The organism is Natrinema salinisoli, assembly GCF_020405205.1.
Lineage (GTDB): Archaea > Halobacteriota > Halobacteria > Halobacteriales > Natrialbaceae > Natrinema > Natrinema salinisoli.
Map to the genome: position 1 here is coordinate 2,061,326 of NZ_CP084469.1, position 12,767 is coordinate 2,074,092.

23 protein-coding genes are annotated in these 12,767 nt (G+C 64.6%); all 23 read right to left on the minus strand.

Features of this window, described 5'->3' with window-relative positions:
- Positions 1–2 precede the first annotated feature (2 nt).
- The 23 genes from LDB05_RS10150 to LDB05_RS10260 are packed head-to-tail and all read right to left on the minus strand — an operon-like array spanning position 3 to position 12,575.
- Positions 3–470, minus strand: coding sequence for a 50S ribosomal protein L30 (locus LDB05_RS10150; RefSeq protein ID WP_226007803.1), 468 nt, complete (start codon positions 468–470; stop codon positions 3–5).
- Positions 470–1,120 (minus strand): 30S ribosomal protein S5, encoded by a 651-nt coding sequence (locus LDB05_RS10155; protein ID WP_226007804.1) that lies wholly within the window; start codon positions 1,118–1,120, stop codon positions 470–472. Before LDB05_RS10155 ends, LDB05_RS10150 begins: the two co-directional genes overlap by 1 nt.
- Positions 1,117–1,665, minus strand: coding sequence for a 50S ribosomal protein L18 (locus LDB05_RS10160; protein WP_226007805.1), 549 nt, complete (start codon positions 1,663–1,665; stop codon positions 1,117–1,119). The genes LDB05_RS10155 and LDB05_RS10160 overlap by 4 nt, the downstream gene beginning before the upstream one ends.
- Entirely contained in the window at positions 1,665–2,114 is a 450-nt protein-coding gene (locus LDB05_RS10165; protein ID WP_226007806.1) for a 50S ribosomal protein L19e, read from the minus strand. Before LDB05_RS10165 ends, LDB05_RS10160 begins: the two co-directional genes overlap by 1 nt.
- A complete protein-coding gene (locus LDB05_RS10170) occupies positions 2,107–2,832 on the minus strand; it encodes a 50S ribosomal protein L32e (protein ID WP_226007807.1) in 726 nt (241 codons plus the stop codon). Before LDB05_RS10170 ends, LDB05_RS10165 begins: the two co-directional genes overlap by 8 nt.
- Positions 2,833–2,835: 3 nt before the next feature.
- Positions 2,836–3,369 carry a 50S ribosomal protein L6 gene (locus LDB05_RS10175; RefSeq protein WP_226007808.1) on the minus strand — a complete coding sequence of 178 codons (534 nt, stop codon included), beginning with the start codon at positions 3,367–3,369 and terminating at the stop codon, positions 2,836–2,838.
- A gap of 2 nt (positions 3,370–3,371) precedes the next feature.
- Complete coding sequence (locus tag LDB05_RS10180; protein WP_226007809.1) at positions 3,372–3,764, minus strand: 30S ribosomal protein S8; 393 nt, start codon at positions 3,762–3,764, stop codon at positions 3,372–3,374.
- 1 nt (position 3,765) lies between these two features.
- Positions 3,766–3,951, minus strand: a complete 186-nt coding sequence (locus LDB05_RS10185; protein WP_226007810.1) for a 30S ribosomal protein S14 — start codon at positions 3,949–3,951, stop codon at positions 3,766–3,768.
- A complete protein-coding gene (locus LDB05_RS10190) occupies positions 3,944–4,489 on the minus strand; it encodes a 50S ribosomal protein L5 (RefSeq protein ID WP_226007811.1) in 546 nt (181 codons plus the stop codon). The genes LDB05_RS10185 and LDB05_RS10190 overlap by 8 nt, the downstream gene beginning before the upstream one ends.
- Positions 4,482–5,180, minus strand: a complete 699-nt coding sequence (locus LDB05_RS10195; protein ID WP_226007812.1) for a 30S ribosomal protein S4e — start codon at positions 5,178–5,180, stop codon at positions 4,482–4,484. The genes LDB05_RS10190 and LDB05_RS10195 overlap by 8 nt, the downstream gene beginning before the upstream one ends.
- A complete protein-coding gene (rplX, locus tag LDB05_RS10200) occupies positions 5,177–5,533 on the minus strand; it encodes a 50S ribosomal protein L24 (RefSeq protein ID WP_226007813.1) in 357 nt (118 codons plus the stop codon). The genes LDB05_RS10195 and rplX overlap by 4 nt, the downstream gene beginning before the upstream one ends.
- Positions 5,534–5,535: 2 nt before the next feature.
- A complete protein-coding gene (locus LDB05_RS10205; protein WP_006180012.1) occupies positions 5,536–5,934 on the minus strand; it encodes a 50S ribosomal protein L14 in 399 nt (132 codons plus the stop codon).
- Positions 5,934–6,371, minus strand: a complete 438-nt coding sequence (locus LDB05_RS10210; protein ID WP_226007814.1) for a 30S ribosomal protein S17 — start codon at positions 6,369–6,371, stop codon at positions 5,934–5,936. Before LDB05_RS10210 ends, LDB05_RS10205 begins: the two co-directional genes overlap by 1 nt.
- Positions 6,362–6,829 carry a ribonuclease P protein component 1 gene (locus LDB05_RS10215; protein WP_226007815.1) on the minus strand — a complete coding sequence of 156 codons (468 nt, stop codon included), beginning with the start codon at positions 6,827–6,829 and terminating at the stop codon, positions 6,362–6,364. The genes LDB05_RS10210 and LDB05_RS10215 overlap by 10 nt, the downstream gene beginning before the upstream one ends.
- A gap of 7 nt (positions 6,830–6,836) precedes the next feature.
- Complete coding sequence (rpmC, locus tag LDB05_RS10220) at positions 6,837–7,061, minus strand: 50S ribosomal protein L29 (protein WP_226007816.1); 225 nt, start codon at positions 7,059–7,061, stop codon at positions 6,837–6,839.
- Positions 7,061–8,038: a 30S ribosomal protein S3 gene (locus LDB05_RS10225; protein ID WP_226007817.1), complete on the minus strand. Its 978-nt coding sequence runs from the start codon at positions 8,036–8,038 to the stop codon at positions 7,061–7,063. Before LDB05_RS10225 ends, rpmC begins: the two co-directional genes overlap by 1 nt.
- Positions 8,038–8,517 carry a 50S ribosomal protein L22 gene (locus tag LDB05_RS10230; RefSeq protein WP_226007818.1) on the minus strand — a complete coding sequence of 160 codons (480 nt, stop codon included), beginning with the start codon at positions 8,515–8,517 and terminating at the stop codon, positions 8,038–8,040. Before LDB05_RS10230 ends, LDB05_RS10225 begins: the two co-directional genes overlap by 1 nt.
- 7 nt (positions 8,518–8,524) lie before the next feature.
- On the minus strand, positions 8,525–8,947 hold the full coding sequence (locus LDB05_RS10235) for a 30S ribosomal protein S19 (RefSeq protein ID WP_226007819.1): 423 nt from the start codon (positions 8,945–8,947) through the stop codon (positions 8,525–8,527).
- Positions 8,944–9,666, minus strand: coding sequence for a 50S ribosomal protein L2 (locus LDB05_RS10240; protein WP_226007820.1), 723 nt, complete (start codon positions 9,664–9,666; stop codon positions 8,944–8,946). Before LDB05_RS10240 ends, LDB05_RS10235 begins: the two co-directional genes overlap by 4 nt.
- Positions 9,667–9,668: 2 nt before the next feature.
- Positions 9,669–9,923: a 50S ribosomal protein L23 gene (locus LDB05_RS10245; RefSeq protein WP_226007821.1), complete on the minus strand. Its 255-nt coding sequence runs from the start codon at positions 9,921–9,923 to the stop codon at positions 9,669–9,671.
- Entirely contained in the window at positions 9,920–10,672 is a 753-nt protein-coding gene (gene rpl4p, locus LDB05_RS10250; RefSeq protein ID WP_226007822.1) for a 50S ribosomal protein L4, read from the minus strand. Before rpl4p ends, LDB05_RS10245 begins: the two co-directional genes overlap by 4 nt.
- A gap of 3 nt (positions 10,673–10,675) precedes the next feature.
- Positions 10,676–11,695: a 50S ribosomal protein L3 gene (locus LDB05_RS10255; RefSeq protein WP_226007823.1), complete on the minus strand. Its 1,020-nt coding sequence runs from the start codon at positions 11,693–11,695 to the stop codon at positions 10,676–10,678.
- Between the two features lie 4 nt (positions 11,696–11,699).
- Positions 11,700–12,575, minus strand: coding sequence for an RNA methyltransferase (locus LDB05_RS10260; protein ID WP_226007824.1), 876 nt, complete (start codon positions 12,573–12,575; stop codon positions 11,700–11,702).
- Positions 12,576–12,767 lie beyond the last annotated feature (192 nt).

The window sequence follows — 12,767 nt, forward strand, 5'->3', positions numbered from 1 at the left end:
GATTATCGCATCGATTCTAGGAGGTCGTTAATCTCCCCTGTTGTATGCTTTCCGAGTTGGCCGCCCTCGACGGTCGGCTTTTTGATACCGTCGTGACCCCCCCGCGGTGGGTGGAGTCGAAGCGTCGGTGACAGTCCCTCGTCACGAAGCGTGGTCTCCTCCGACAGGAGCGCCTCGGCGAGCCCGCCGAAGTCGTCGTACTCCGTGTTGTCCGCGAGCCACTCCTCGTCGACGTCCGACTGGTCGCCCTCGAGGGGCTCCGCTCGCTTCGCGAGCAGGGTCTCGAGCACGTCGGCATCGGGCTCTCCGACGGCAACGTAGTCGTTGACCTTCGCGATCATCCCTTCGTACGCGTCCGTCTCGGGGACGAGCGTACAGTGGTTGACGTTGTGGATGTTGAGCATCGACAGGGTGTCCTGCACGTCTTCCTGTCGATTCACTTCGCCGCGAATTTGAACGATCGCCTTCATCACTCGCTCACCTCAGCTCGCTCTCGGTCTGGCCGTCGTCGCGGATGGCGCGACTGGGAGGCGTTCTCGAGTGCGTTGTACGTCGCCTTCGCGAGGTTGACCGTCGTTCGAGTGTTGCCGTGACTCTTCGTCCAGGCGTTCTCGATGCCGGCCAGCTCGAGGACGTGACGGACGGTGTCGCTGGCGGCCAGCCCCAGCCCTTCGGGGGCGGGGATGAGCTCGACCTCGACGGAGCCGGCCTTGCCGGTGGTCCGTCGGGTCAGCGAGTGTGGCCGGTCCGAGCGGTCCTCCCAGGAGCCCGAGCCGCGGGGCACCTGGATCATGTTCAGCTTCGCGATACCGATCGCCTTCTGGATGGCAGAGCCGACCTGGTCGTCTCGGCCTTCCGCGTAGCCGATGAACCCGTCGCGATTGCCGACCGCGACGACACAGCGGAACTTCACGCGTCGTCCGGAGTCGGTCATCCGCTGAACCATATTGATGTCCAGCACTTCGTCTTCCAGTCCGGGGAGGAGCTGGTCGACGAGTTCGGGTTCCTTCAGCGGGAGGCCAGAGTTGAGGGCAGCTTCCATCGTCTCGATGTCGCCCTCCTGGACCTTCCGGCCGAGACGGGTAACGGGTTCCCATCCGCTATCGTTGTAGTTGCTCATTCGAGAATCGCCTCTCGTACGTCGTCGAAGTGTTCGGGAAGGTCAGTCGCGTCGAAGTCACCGCTGTAGAGCGGCTCCTCGAGCTGTTCGGCGTACTCGGCGATGTGCTCGCCGCGAGTTCGCGACCAGTCTGCCAGCACGCTGTCGTTGTGCGGGATCTCGAGGCCGGCGTCGATCGCGCCCTCCTGTACCGCGAACACCTTGTTGCCGGGCGTGGCCGTGTTGAGACCGATGTCGAGGACCGCTTCCTCGAGACCCGCCTCGACGGCTCGCTGGCCGGCCAGCAGGCCGGTCAGGTACGCCGCGGAAATGTTGCTCGTGGGTGCGTCCCAGCCGTACTCCGCCAGATCGCTCGAGTGTGCGCTCGCGAGCGTCTCGTCTCCCTGAGGTCCGGGAGTAACCAGCTGCGCCGTGGTGTGCTTGTTGCTCTTTCGAGCGACGAGGCGGGGCTTACCCGACTTCAGCAGGCGCAACCTCTGGTGGTAGTCCGTCCGGACCTCACGGCGACGCCGCATCGGCACTTTGTATCGTGGTCCTGTCGCCATTATTGGTCACCGTAGGTTTCGTCGATGTAGTTCAGCAGGTACCGAACGCTGCGGAACTCCCCGCCGCCGGCCTTCTTGTAGAGCTGGCGGTACTGCGTGGGCGTTAGCTCGCCCTTGTCGCGGAGTTCGCGGAGCTTCCGGCGCTGTGCGCGAATCTTGTTCTGCCATTCGTCTTTCTCGTTCTGGCGTGCGCCCTTCTTGCCGCGGCGCTTGCCCTGCCCGTTCTGGTGGCCGTAGGAGCGCTTCGCGTTGCGCTCGCGAGCACGGCCTCGGGAGTTGCCCGAGGGGTCGTCGGCCTGAATGCGACCCTCGTCGACGAGTTCGCGGATCTCGTCGCGTGTGATCGCTTCGGCGATGTCCCCCTGAGCCTCCGGATCGAACCAGACGCGGTTCTTTCCGACGTCCATGACGTCGGCGGCGAGTCGCTTCTGTGCGCTCAGATCAGTCATTTGATTCCACCTCGACTTCCTCGTAGGTCGGATTCAGGACGCGAACGCCCTGCTCCTCTGCGAGCTCTTCGATACGCTCTCGCTTGCGCGCACCGACGGCGGAGGCGATCCGAACCGCCTCCGTGTCACCGTCGACGCCCTCGAGGTCGTCCGTGTTCTCGACGTAGACCTCTTCGAAGCCGCTCGGGTGTTTGCCCCGGACTTCTTTCGGCGTGCGGTAGCCGGCCTGGACTTTCGGGCCCTTGCCCTTGACGCCGCGGCGCTGCTTGGACAGCTGGCCGCGGGGTCGACGCCAGGATTCCGGCGTCCGCTTTTTCTTGTGGTAGTCCTGTCGGTTGAACTGCGGTTTCCCTTCGCTCCGCCGACGGTTGAGGAGTCGTTCCTCCTTGTCGGAGAGGTCGGGCGTCTTCTCGGTCAGCCCGCGGGGCTGCAGTTCGGTCTCGACGTCTTCGTCGGGCTCTGCTTCCTCCTCGACGCCTTCGTCTTCGATCTCGGCCTCGGTCTCCTCGGTGACCTCGAGGTCACCGACGTCGGCCTTGATACGGGCGGCGAGTGCGTTCCCGACGCCCTCGGCTTCGGCGAGGTCGCCCTGATCGGCTTCCTTGACGTCCTGGATGGACTCGAAGCCGGCGTCACGGAGCGCGTCTGCCTTGCTCGCGCCGACGCCGCTGATGTCTTCGAGATCCTGTGGTTCGTCGTTGGATTGGTCGTCTGCCATCTATCAGGCACCTCCTTTGGCGGGTTTGGCGGTGATGTAGACCCCGTCCTGGAAGACGCGGGTGTCCTTGCCGCTGACCTTCGTCAGCTGCTCGATGTCGGCCGCCGTCTGTCCGACGTCCTCCTTGCTGGGGCCGGACAGGACGAGCTGCTCGTCGTCGACGGTCACGTCGGTTTCACCGTGGATAGTCGTTCGTCGCGGTGCCTTTTCGCCGAGGAAGTTCTCGATGACGACCTCGTCGCCCTCCACGCGGACCTGCATCGGGAAGTGAGAGTAGAAGACTTCCATCTCGTACTCCCAACCCTCGGTCACGCCGTGGATGGCGTTGGTGATGTGGCTCTCGAAGGTGCCGACGGTCGAATTCGTCTTCGCGTCCTCGGCACCGCTCTCGATTACCACCTGGTCGTCGTCGGTCTCGACGGTCACGTCGGGGTACCAGAGGCGGCGCGTAACGCTGCCTTCCGGGCCCTCGACGGTGACGTCGAAACGGTCGACCTCGACGGATACGTTCTCGGGGATTTCCAGTTCGACTCGCATGATTAGTAGACGTATGCGATCACCTGGCCCCCAATACCCTGGTCGCGCGCCTCGTAGTGGCTCATGATGCCACTGCTCGTCGTGACGACGAGGGCTCCGAAGTCTCGAGCGGGGAGATAGCGCTTCTCCCACTTCTCGAAGTCTTCGGCGCCAACGGCGTAGCGGGGCTTGATGGGGCCGCACTCGTTGATCGCTCCTTTCAATTCGACCTCGAACTGACCGGCTTTACCGTCGTCGACGTACTCGAAGCCGTCGATGTACCCGCGGTCGTAGAAGACCTCGAGTACGCTGCCGATTTCGTTCGAGGCGGGCGTTACCTCGTGGGTGAGATGACCCACACTCTCGGCGTTGTCGAGCCCCGAGAGCGCGTTACTGAGTGGATCGTTTCCGGTCATGTTATCGGTACTTCCTGAATCCCATTTCGCGGGCGATCTCGCGGAAGCACTGCCGGCAGAGATTGATGTCGTACTTTCCGACAAGTCCCTGCTCGCGGCCACAGCGCTGGCAGGACTCGACCTGCCCCGTTCGCTTCGCCGCGTGCTCGCCCGTACGGTCGTTTTCGTCTGTTTCGCTTTCACTCATCGTCTGCGCCCTCCACGCTCACGTCGAAGTTCGCCTCGAGGAAGCCGATGGCGTCCTCGGGAGTCAGTCGATGCGTCGACGGGATCGATCGGGTGGCCTTGTCGCGCTTGGCGATGCGGTAGCCCGGACGCACCAGGTTGACGGTGACGTCCAGTCCGAAGATCCCGATGCTCGGGTCGTACTCCTGGCTCGGGAAGTCGGTGTGTTCCGCGACACCGAAGCTGACGTTCCCCGTGTCGTCGAACTGCCGTCGAGAGATGTTCGCGAGCGGCAGGGCCGTCTCGAGGAACTCGTAGGCGTCCTCGTCGCGAAGGGTCACCTTCGCGCCGATCGGGTCGCCCTGACGGATTCCGAAGTCGGGTTTGGTCCGTTTCGCCTGCGTACGGACGCTCTCCTGACCCGTAATCTCCTCGATGATGTCCTCGGCCTTGCCGAGTTCGCGACCACCCTGGCCGACGCCCATGTGGACGACGACCTTTTCGACGCGCGGTTCGCGCATCTCGTGGAAGTCGGCGCTGGATTCGCTTTCGCTACTCATCGTCATCACCCGTGAAGTTCTCGTCGATGACGACGACGTACTCTTCGACGGTTTCGAAGCCGTCGTCGTCCGTCGAGACGCCGACGCTGTTCGAACCGCTGCCCGGCGTGACGTCGATCGCGTCGATCTCGCCGACCTTGCCGCCGTGGTTGCCACGGACGGCCGTCACGAGTGCACCTTCCTCGTAGGGGAAGTGCGCGACGATGGATTTGTCGTCGTTGTCGACGACGATCGAATCCTTCGGGTCGTAGTCGCCATCGGTGATGACGTTCGTGCCGTCGTGCAGCGTCAGCTGGGTGTCGCCACCCGGCACTTGCTGTTTGTTCACGATCTTGCCGAGGCGGCTCTCGGCCGATTCCTCGTCGATCTCGGTCAGCGCGAGCCGACCGCCCTCGTCGGGGAAGACGCGGTAGTACTCCCCGCGGCCGGGGAACGCGACGATGTCGAACATGCCGATCGGGCGCTGTTCGTCGTTGATCGCGTCGCCGTTGATGAGGATCGCGTCCTCGCTCAGGGCGTACCGTGCTTCCTTCCGCGAGTCCACGTAGCCGAGCACGTCCCGCAGGAGGACGACGAGCGGCACGCCGTCTTCGCCGTGGGGACCGGCGTCGGCCTTGACCGTGAAGGTCTCGGTCTTTCGCTCGACCGGCCAGGACTTCGGTACGGATAGTCGTTTCTGGTGTTTCGTCATTCGCTATCACCTTCGAGACGCGCCTCGCGACGCTCGTCCTCGAGGTCGAGGTCCGTGATGCGGACGTTCGACGGGTCGAGCGGCCGCGGCACTTCCTCGCCGTCGGCCGTCTCGACGGTGACCTCTTCGACGTGGATGGTTCCATCCTCGAGGATCGCACGCATGACCTCGCCTTCCTCGCCGGCGTGGTCGCCGCGCATGACCTCGACCGTGTCGCCCGCGTTGACGCGGGTTCGACGGGTGTCGTACTCCTCGCGGAGCTCGTCGGACAGCGTCGCGTGCAGCTGCTTCTGTCGCTCGTGCAGCGGCGCGTTTCGCGTCTGCGTTCGCTGTTTGTGTGGTTGTTCAGTCATATCTATACGATCATCGTCGCCGTACTGGCGATTGCTCCGAAGCGCTCTGCGACTTCGCGGGCGATCGGCCCCTTGATCTCCGTGCCGCGGGGCTCCTCGTTCTCGTCGATGATGACCGCCGCGTTGTCCTCGAACTTCAGCCGCGTGCCGTCGGGCCGGCGGATCGACTTCCGCTGGCGGACGACGACGGCCTCGAGGACCTGTCGGCGCATCTCCGGGGTACCCTTGGTGACCGAGACGGTCACCTTGTCACCGATCCCCGCCTTCGGCTGGCGGTTCTTGGTGCCGTGGTAGCCCGCGACGCTGATGACCTTCAGTTCACGCGCGCCGGTGTTGTCGGCACACGTGACCAGCGAGCCCTTCTTCAGGCCCTGCGTGACGTCGGCTTTCATTGCCTCCATCACTGATCACCCTCGTCTGCAGCCGCGGCGAGGTCTTCGTCGGAGAGCTCCGGCTCAGGCTCGGCCTGACTCGTGAGCTCGGCGACGTCCTCGGCAGTCGCTTCTTGGGTTACTTCGACGACCACGTGCGATTTCGTCTTCGACAGTGGTCGGGTCTCTGCGATCTTGACCGTGTCACCGACCGAGAGCGGCTCGAGCACGCCCGGTACGTGTGCCGGGATGCGCGAGCGTCGTTTCATGTGTCGGTCGTACTTCGGGACCGCCACATCGTACTCTCGCTCGACGACTACGGTCTTGTCCATGTCCGTCGAGACGACCGTCCCTTCGAGGATCTGCCCTCGAACGGAGAGTTCGCCGTAGAACGGACATTTCTCGTAGTCGTATTCCTCCGGGTTGTCGGGTTCCGGAGGGGTTTCAACGTCTAGTCCTATTGCCATGGTGAGTCACCATTCGTTTCCGTGCGTCGGGCGGGCCGTGAGAGCAGCCGCGATCCATCGACCGTAACGTAGGCTACATCCTCGCCAGCAGCGTGGCGGTGATCCCGTGAGGGATCATCGCCACGATAGTCGGCGGCATCGCCGCCGGCTCGGTCTGTAGCGGCGGACGAATCGTCCCCCGCTGCAGGTTGAGTGTCGGCCAGTTTGGACGCAGTCCCCGACCCCTTCGCGAGGTCGGCGGCGTCATCTGTGATCGCGAACTCGAACGTCGAGCCCGACTTCGGCACCATCACGACCCGAGACTCGCCGTCCGTACGAACCTCTACCGAGAGCGTCTTCGTCGTCTCGATGACGACGCGCCCCTCCAGACCCACCCGCGAGGAGTCGTCGCTCTCGACGACTCGGACGGGGAGTCCGTTGAGTTCGTGTCGCGGCAGGGTCTCGGGTGTCAGTGCCATTGTCGTGTTATTCGTCGTCAGTGTCGTCTTCGAGGTCACCCTCTTCGCGCTGGATCGTCTTGATCCGCGCGACGGTGCGACCCAGTTCGCCGATGCGTCCCGGGTTCTCCGGGGCGCCACCGGCGGCGAGGACGGACTTCTGGTTCAGCAGCTCCGTCTCGAGTTCCTCGAGTTCTTCCTCTCGCTCGGCGGGAGTCATGTCGCGGATCTCTTCGACGTGGAGGATCGCCATCAGGCGTCACCTCCCTCGTCTGCGTCGTCCGCGTCGGCTTCCTCTTCCGCTTCCATCTCTTCGACGAGGTCTTCGGCTTCCGCTTCGACGTCTTCCTCGAGCTCTTCGAGCTCTTCCTCGACGTCGTCGTCGCCACCGGGGACTTCGACTTCTTCGAACTCCTCGTCGGCGTCGGCCTCGACCTCTTCTTCGATGACCTCCTCGACGACGTCTTCGTCGAGGTCTGCCTCGGCGTCGGCGTCCGCGGCTTCCGCAGCCGCAGCGTCGGCGTCGGCCTCGTCAGCGTCGGCGTCAGTGTCCTCGGGTTCGCCCTCGAGGAGCTCCTCGACGCCCTCGGCCTCGTTGACTTCGACGGCCTCCGGAACGACTTCTTCCGGATCCATGTCCTCGTTGACCTCGAAATCGTCGGGCAGTTCGGCACCCGGCGGGATGATCTTCACGTCGACACCGATGGTGCCGAGTTTCATGACCGCGACGCCCTGGCCGTGGTCGACGACCTCTTCGGCGGGCTCGCCGTTGTGCTTGATGTAGCCGCGGTTGAACTTCTCGACGCGCGATCGCGCGCCGGTGACCTTCCCCGACAGGACGATCTCCGCGCCGAGCGCGCCCGCTTCCATGATCCGGTCGATCGTCGTGTGACCGGCCTTCCGGAAGTACCAGCCACGCTCGAGCGCGTTGGCCAGTCGGTCCGCGACGATCCGTGCGTTGAGGTCGGGTTCTTCGACCTCCTGCACGTCGATCTGGGGGTCCTCGAGGTTGAACCGCTCCTCGAGAGCCGTCGTGACCTTCCGGATGTTCTCGCCGCCTTTGCCGATGACCATCCCGGGCTTCTCCGCCTTGAGGACGATCTGGGTTCCCATCGGCGTCTTGGCGACGTCCATACCACCGTAGCCCGCGCGGCCGAGCTCTTCCTGGAAGAACTCGTCGATCTGGGACCGCTGCAGGCCGTTCTCGATGAATTGGTGTTCGTCAGCCATTAGCTATCACCTGCTTCGTCCTCGTCGACTTCTTCGACGATGATCTCGACGTCGACCTGCGGCGTGTTCCAGGAAGACGCACGCCCCATCGCGCGGGGCTTGCGGCCCACGGACTCGCCGACCTTGTGGGCGGCGACGTGGACGATCTCCATGGATTCGCCGTCGAAGCCCTGATGATCCGCGTTGGCCTCGACGTTCTCGAGCAGATCGAGGAACTCCTTGGAGACCTTCTCCGGGTACTTGCCGGCGTCCCAGCCGTCGATGTCGGAGCGGTGTCCGGCACCGGCGTTGTGGGACTTGAACGGCACGGATTGGTTCTCGTCGATGACGTCCTGGAGGTACGCCTGAGCCTCGCCGACGGTCTGGCCCTTGAGTTGACGTGCGACCTCCTTGCTGTGCTTGTTGCTCATATGACGCTCCCGAAGCATGGCTTTCGCCGTGGCGTCGGGATCGACGTCGACTGAGTAGTTGATTCCCATACGTGGATCACTTCAGTGGGACGAACTTCGACGATCGAGTCGCGCCGATACCGGCCTGTCCGTGCTCGACGGAGGTCCGCGTCAGCTGGAACTCGCCGAGGTAGTGGCCGATCATTTCGGGTTCGACGCGAACGCGTTCGAACGCCTGCCCGTTGTAGACCTCGAAGGTCTTGCCAACGAACTCCGGCAGGATCGGCATATCCCGCAGGTGCGTTCGAATCGGGTCGTTCGCCGTTTCTTCCTCGCCCTTCTCGCTGGCCTCCTCGCGAAGCTTCTCCTTCTCGACGGAGAGGCCGCGTTCGATACTTCGCCGCTGTCGTGCGGGTAGCAGTTCCACAACCTCGTCGAGCTCCATCTCCTGCAGCTCCTCGAGCGTGTAGCCGCGGTAGGTGAACTCACCTTCGCGGCCGGTTCGGTACTCCTGACTCATTTGTTGCCACCTCGACCGGTGCTCCGGGACGCGATGTCACCGACCTTCCGTCCCGGCGGGGCGTCCCGCGAGACGGACTTGGGTTTGCCGGGGTGCTGTCGGCCGCCGCCACCGAACGGGTGGTCGACGGCGTTCATCGCGACACCGCGGACGCGAGGCCACTTGGTGCCCCGGGACTTCATCTTGTGATACTTGTTGCCGGCCTTGACCATCGGCTTCTCGGTGCGGCCGCCACCGGCGACGACGCCGATCGTGGCGCGACACTCGGGATCGAGGCGCTTGACCTCGCCGCTCGGAAGCTCGATGACCGCCGCGTTGCGGTCGTGGGTGATCAGGTCGGCGTTCGTCCCCGAGGCGCGGGCGAAGCGACCGCCGTCGCCCTGATTCGCCTCGACGTTACAGACCGGAACCCCTTCGGGAATCTCCGCGAGCGGGAGCGTGTTGCCCGGCTTGATCTCCGCGGAGACGCCGACTTGGAGCTCCTCGCCGACGGTGATGCCCTCGGGCACGAGGATGAGACGCTGATCGCCGTCCTCGAACTCGACGGCCGCGATCGGTGCGGATCGGGCCGGGTCGTGTTCGATGTCGACGACCGTCCCGCTGATGGTCTCGTCGTCTTGCTCTTTCTTGTGCTCGAGGTCCGCCTTGTACCGGTGCGACGGGGCGCGGAACGTGGAGGTCCCGCGACCGCGTCGTTGTCCTTGAATGCGTCGTCCCATTCTCAGAACACCCCGATTCGCGAAGCGACTTCCTGTGCGTCGTCCTCCTCGGAGAGGCGGACGATCGCTTTCTTTTTGCCCTTCATCGTTACCTGCGTGTTGATGTTCTGGACCGAGATCTCGAACCGCTCCTCGACCTCGTCCCGAATTTCGGGCTTGGTCGCGTCCGGGTTGACGACGAACTGGAGCTTGTTCTCGAAGTCCATGTCGTTCATCGCCTTCTCCGTGACGAGCGGGTGTTCGATGGCCGAGCTCATCGGTCGGCCACCTCCTCGAGTGCGCTTTCGGTCCAGACCGTCAGCCGTCCCGGCTGTGCGCCGGGCGCGAGATCCTCCGCGTTGACCTCAGCTGCCGTCGTTACGTCGGCACCGGCGAGGTTCCGGGCCGCACGGGACGGGCCGGCCTCGCTGGAGGTGACGAAGAGGATCGACGTCGGCGTCTTGTACTTGCGGCCACGGGCTTTCCCCTGACCGGAACGGACGCTGCGACCCTCGTCGGCGCGTTCGATGTCGTCCGCGAGGCCGGCTGCCTCGAGGAAGTCGACGACGTCCTGCGTCTTGTGGAGGTCCTCGAACTCGTCGTCGACGACGACGGGAGTCTCGACGTCCTCGTCGAACTCGTGGCCGCGCTCGGCGACGAGTTCGGCGTCGGTCGTCGCAGCGATCGCGCTGCGGACGGCCAGTTTCTTTGCTTTCGTGTTGATCGATTCGGACTGGTCTTTCTCGGCTTTCGGCGGGTGTGCCTTGCGTCCCTTGACGGCCTGGGGAACGCGTCGAGCGCGACCCTCCTGTCGTGGAACGTGGGCCATCCCGCGGCCGCTACCGAACGATTCGGCCGGCGTTCGAAGGCCGGCGAACTCGTCGGCACCGTAGTCCTGTTTTCGGTTTGCCTGCGCGGCGCGCACGGCGCGGCCGATCAAGTCCGGGCGGTAGGTGGTCTCGAAGACCGCCGGGAGCTCGACCGTGCCCGCGTCCGAGCCGTCCAGGTTTCGTACTGTTGCGTCCATGTGTTATCCCTGGTTGGATGCGGTGGAGACGTAGCGCACCTCGGGATCGAGGCGCGGCTGGTCTCCGGGTCGGATCGCCGGGCGGAAGCGTACGAGACGCTGTTGTGGCCCGGGGAGCGAGCCCTTGATCAACGCGTGCGGTCCGTCGACTTCGCCGTAGTTGACGAAGCCGCCGTCGACCGTCGCGTCTGCGCCGTCGCCGATGTCGACGAGGCGCTTGTTCAGTTCCGTTCGCTGATGGTAGCCCATCTGGCCCTGCTGCGGGACAGTCGAGCGGACGCGGGACGGGTTCCAGGGGCCGAGGTTGCCGATGCGGCGACGCCAGCCCTGCCGGGCGTGTTTGCCCTTGCGTTTCTGGACGCCCCATCGCTTGACGGGGCCCTGCGTCCCTTTCCCTTTCGTGACGCCGCTCGCGTCGACGTACTCGCCGGCGCGGAACACGTCGTTCATGACGTGTTCGCCGCCGTCCTCGATGATCTCGAGGGCGAAGTCGACGCGGTCGTCGACGGAGCCGCCGCCGACGCGCGTTTCCATCACGTCCGGTTTCTTCTTGGGCACCGAGGGAACGTCCCCCGGAACCGTGTGGGTGATGACGCGGACGTCGTCGACGCGGCCCTCCTCGTGGAGGCCACGGAGCTCGTCCGTGGCGGCGTCGGTGTCGTACCCGTCACCGGGAAGGTCGAGAACGCGATCGAGTTCGGGAACGAACTCATCGGTCCAGACCTCGGTTATCGGCTTCATACCATACGGCGTGTCTTCGTACGCTCGCAGCGCGACGGCGCGCATCGGCGGCGTCTCCACGATCGTCACGGGGACGGTCTCTTCCATCCCCTCGGTCGGCGAATCCGCTTTATCGTCGACCATGACGACGTGGGTCATGCCGGCCTTGTAGCCCGCGAAGCCCTGAAGCGTCGGCTGTCCGTCGTCGTCCGGCCACGAGTTGAAGCGTGGGACCTCGCTGGTCGCACGCTTTCGTGGGCCGAACCCGAGTGAGCCTTTGCGTGGTGTATTTGCTTGTGGCATTCTATCACTCTCTCAGTGAGAGGGGAGCGAGGGTCGCGAACAGAGCCTCCTCCGTTCGAACGACCTCGCTTCCCTGATCCGGAACCGTATTCAGCCAGAGGTCGAACCCCGGATCGGCAGTGGGTTCGACTTCGTCATCGGCTGCGTCGTCCCGATCGGACGACGCTTCGACGGCCGATGCCTCGATTCCGAGGATAGCCGGCAGCCCTCTCTCGGGCGCGCCGAAGGCGACGGTCATCCCGTCGCGCTGGACGCGTCCGGCCAGCGTCTCGAGCCGCCCGACGGTGAGTTCTTCACCGAATCGGGAGGCCGCGATGCGAACGCCGGCGTCCTCACGGCCGAGTGCTGCCCGCAGGTCCGTCTGCTCGATCGAAAGCCCCGGAAGGGGTTCGTCGACGAGCTTCGCCCGGACCGGTCGTCGCGAAGAGATCCTGACGGTCACGCGCTCTCCCTCCTCGACCGCCATGTTCGGCGGTACGTTGAGGGAGATCGGGTGTTGCAGTCCGCAATTGACCCGGACGCGCCCTTCAGGTCCGACCTCGGTCACGATTCCTTGTCTTGACGACCCCGAACCGGTAGATTCGGAGCCGGTCTGTGACATGGCGCGGAGCGGCGGCAGGATGCCCGCGTACTCCAGTTCGTCTCGCATCCCCCACGCCTCGTTGCGGAGGTACGGGGGCGTTGCGGCGTACCGCAACACGGTGCTGACGAACCCGCCGTCGAACTGCCCGGTTTCGCCCTCCCGATCGGGATAGACGACCAGGCGATCCGCCCGGAAGATCGTCGCCGCGCGGGCGACGTATCCGAGCTTGCGGGTTGCCTCGCGTTTGTCTTCGGCTTCCCGACTGATCGACGACGGCACGAGTACGCTGACAGTCATGCCGAGACGCTTCGGCGCCGCGTCACTAGACTGTAGCGATGTATTGCGGAGAGGGTCTTAAAAGAATAGCGGATTCGATCCCGGCTGTCAACGGCTCACACTCCCGAATTCGTGCCGAACAGACACACACTCAATCACGGTAACTTGTCACAGGATCTCGCGAGAACGAGTGGCGTGAAGGGGTGAAAATCG

Bases quoted from the DNA above. Each gene is read 5' to 3' on its own strand.
- LDB05_RS10150 (WP_226007803.1), bottom strand. From the start codon at position 470: ATGAAGGCGATCGTTCAAATTCGCGGCGAAGTGAATCGACAGGAAGAC.
- LDB05_RS10155 (WP_226007804.1), bottom strand. From the start codon at position 1,120: ATGAGCAACTACAACGATAGCGGATGGGAACCCGTTACCCGTCTCGGC.
- LDB05_RS10160 (WP_226007805.1), bottom strand. From the start codon at position 1,665: ATGGCGACAGGACCACGATACAAAGTGCCGATGCGGCGTCGCCGTGAG.
- LDB05_RS10165 (WP_226007806.1), bottom strand. From the start codon at position 2,114: ATGACTGATCTGAGCGCACAGAAGCGACTCGCCGCCGACGTCATGGAC.
- LDB05_RS10170 (WP_226007807.1), bottom strand. From the start codon at position 2,832: ATGGCAGACGACCAATCCAACGACGAACCACAGGATCTCGAAGACATC.
- LDB05_RS10175 (WP_226007808.1), bottom strand. From the start codon at position 3,369: ATGCGAGTCGAACTGGAAATCCCCGAGAACGTATCCGTCGAGGTCGAC.
- LDB05_RS10180 (WP_226007809.1), bottom strand. From the start codon at position 3,764: ATGACCGGAAACGATCCACTCAGTAACGCGCTCTCGGGGCTCGACAAC.
- LDB05_RS10185 (WP_226007810.1), bottom strand. From the start codon at position 3,951: ATGAGTGAAAGCGAAACAGACGAAAACGACCGTACGGGCGAGCACGCG.
- LDB05_RS10190 (WP_226007811.1), bottom strand. From the start codon at position 4,489: ATGAGTAGCGAAAGCGAATCCAGCGCCGACTTCCACGAGATGCGCGAA.
- LDB05_RS10195 (WP_226007812.1), bottom strand. From the start codon at position 5,180: ATGACGAAACACCAGAAACGACTATCCGTACCGAAGTCCTGGCCGGTC.
- rplX (WP_226007813.1), bottom strand. From the start codon at position 5,533: ATGACTGAACAACCACACAAACAGCGAACGCAGACGCGAAACGCGCCG.
- LDB05_RS10205 (WP_006180012.1), bottom strand. From the start codon at position 5,934: ATGGAGGCAATGAAAGCCGACGTCACGCAGGGCCTGAAGAAGGGCTCG.
- LDB05_RS10210 (WP_226007814.1), bottom strand. From the start codon at position 6,371: ATGGCAATAGGACTAGACGTTGAAACCCCTCCGGAACCCGACAACCCG.
- LDB05_RS10215 (WP_226007815.1), bottom strand. From the start codon at position 6,829: ATGGCACTGACACCCGAGACCCTGCCGCGACACGAACTCAACGGACTC.
- rpmC (WP_226007816.1), bottom strand. From the start codon at position 7,061: ATGGCGATCCTCCACGTCGAAGAGATCCGCGACATGACTCCCGCCGAG.
- LDB05_RS10225 (WP_226007817.1), bottom strand. From the start codon at position 8,038: ATGGCTGACGAACACCAATTCATCGAGAACGGCCTGCAGCGGTCCCAG.
- LDB05_RS10230 (WP_226007818.1), bottom strand. From the start codon at position 8,517: ATGGGAATCAACTACTCAGTCGACGTCGATCCCGACGCCACGGCGAAA.
- LDB05_RS10235 (WP_226007819.1), bottom strand. From the start codon at position 8,947: ATGAGTCAGGAGTACCGAACCGGCCGCGAAGGTGAGTTCACCTACCGC.
- LDB05_RS10240 (WP_226007820.1), bottom strand. From the start codon at position 9,666: ATGGGACGACGCATTCAAGGACAACGACGCGGTCGCGGGACCTCCACG.
- LDB05_RS10245 (WP_226007821.1), bottom strand. From the start codon at position 9,923: ATGAGCTCGGCCATCGAACACCCGCTCGTCACGGAGAAGGCGATGAAC.
- rpl4p (WP_226007822.1), bottom strand. From the start codon at position 10,672: ATGGACGCAACAGTACGAAACCTGGACGGCTCGGACGCGGGCACGGTC.
- LDB05_RS10255 (WP_226007823.1), bottom strand. From the start codon at position 11,695: ATGCCACAAGCAAATACACCACGCAAAGGCTCACTCGGGTTCGGCCCA.
- LDB05_RS10260 (WP_226007824.1), bottom strand. From the start codon at position 12,575: ATGACTGTCAGCGTACTCGTGCCGTCGTCGATCAGTCGGGAAGCCGAA.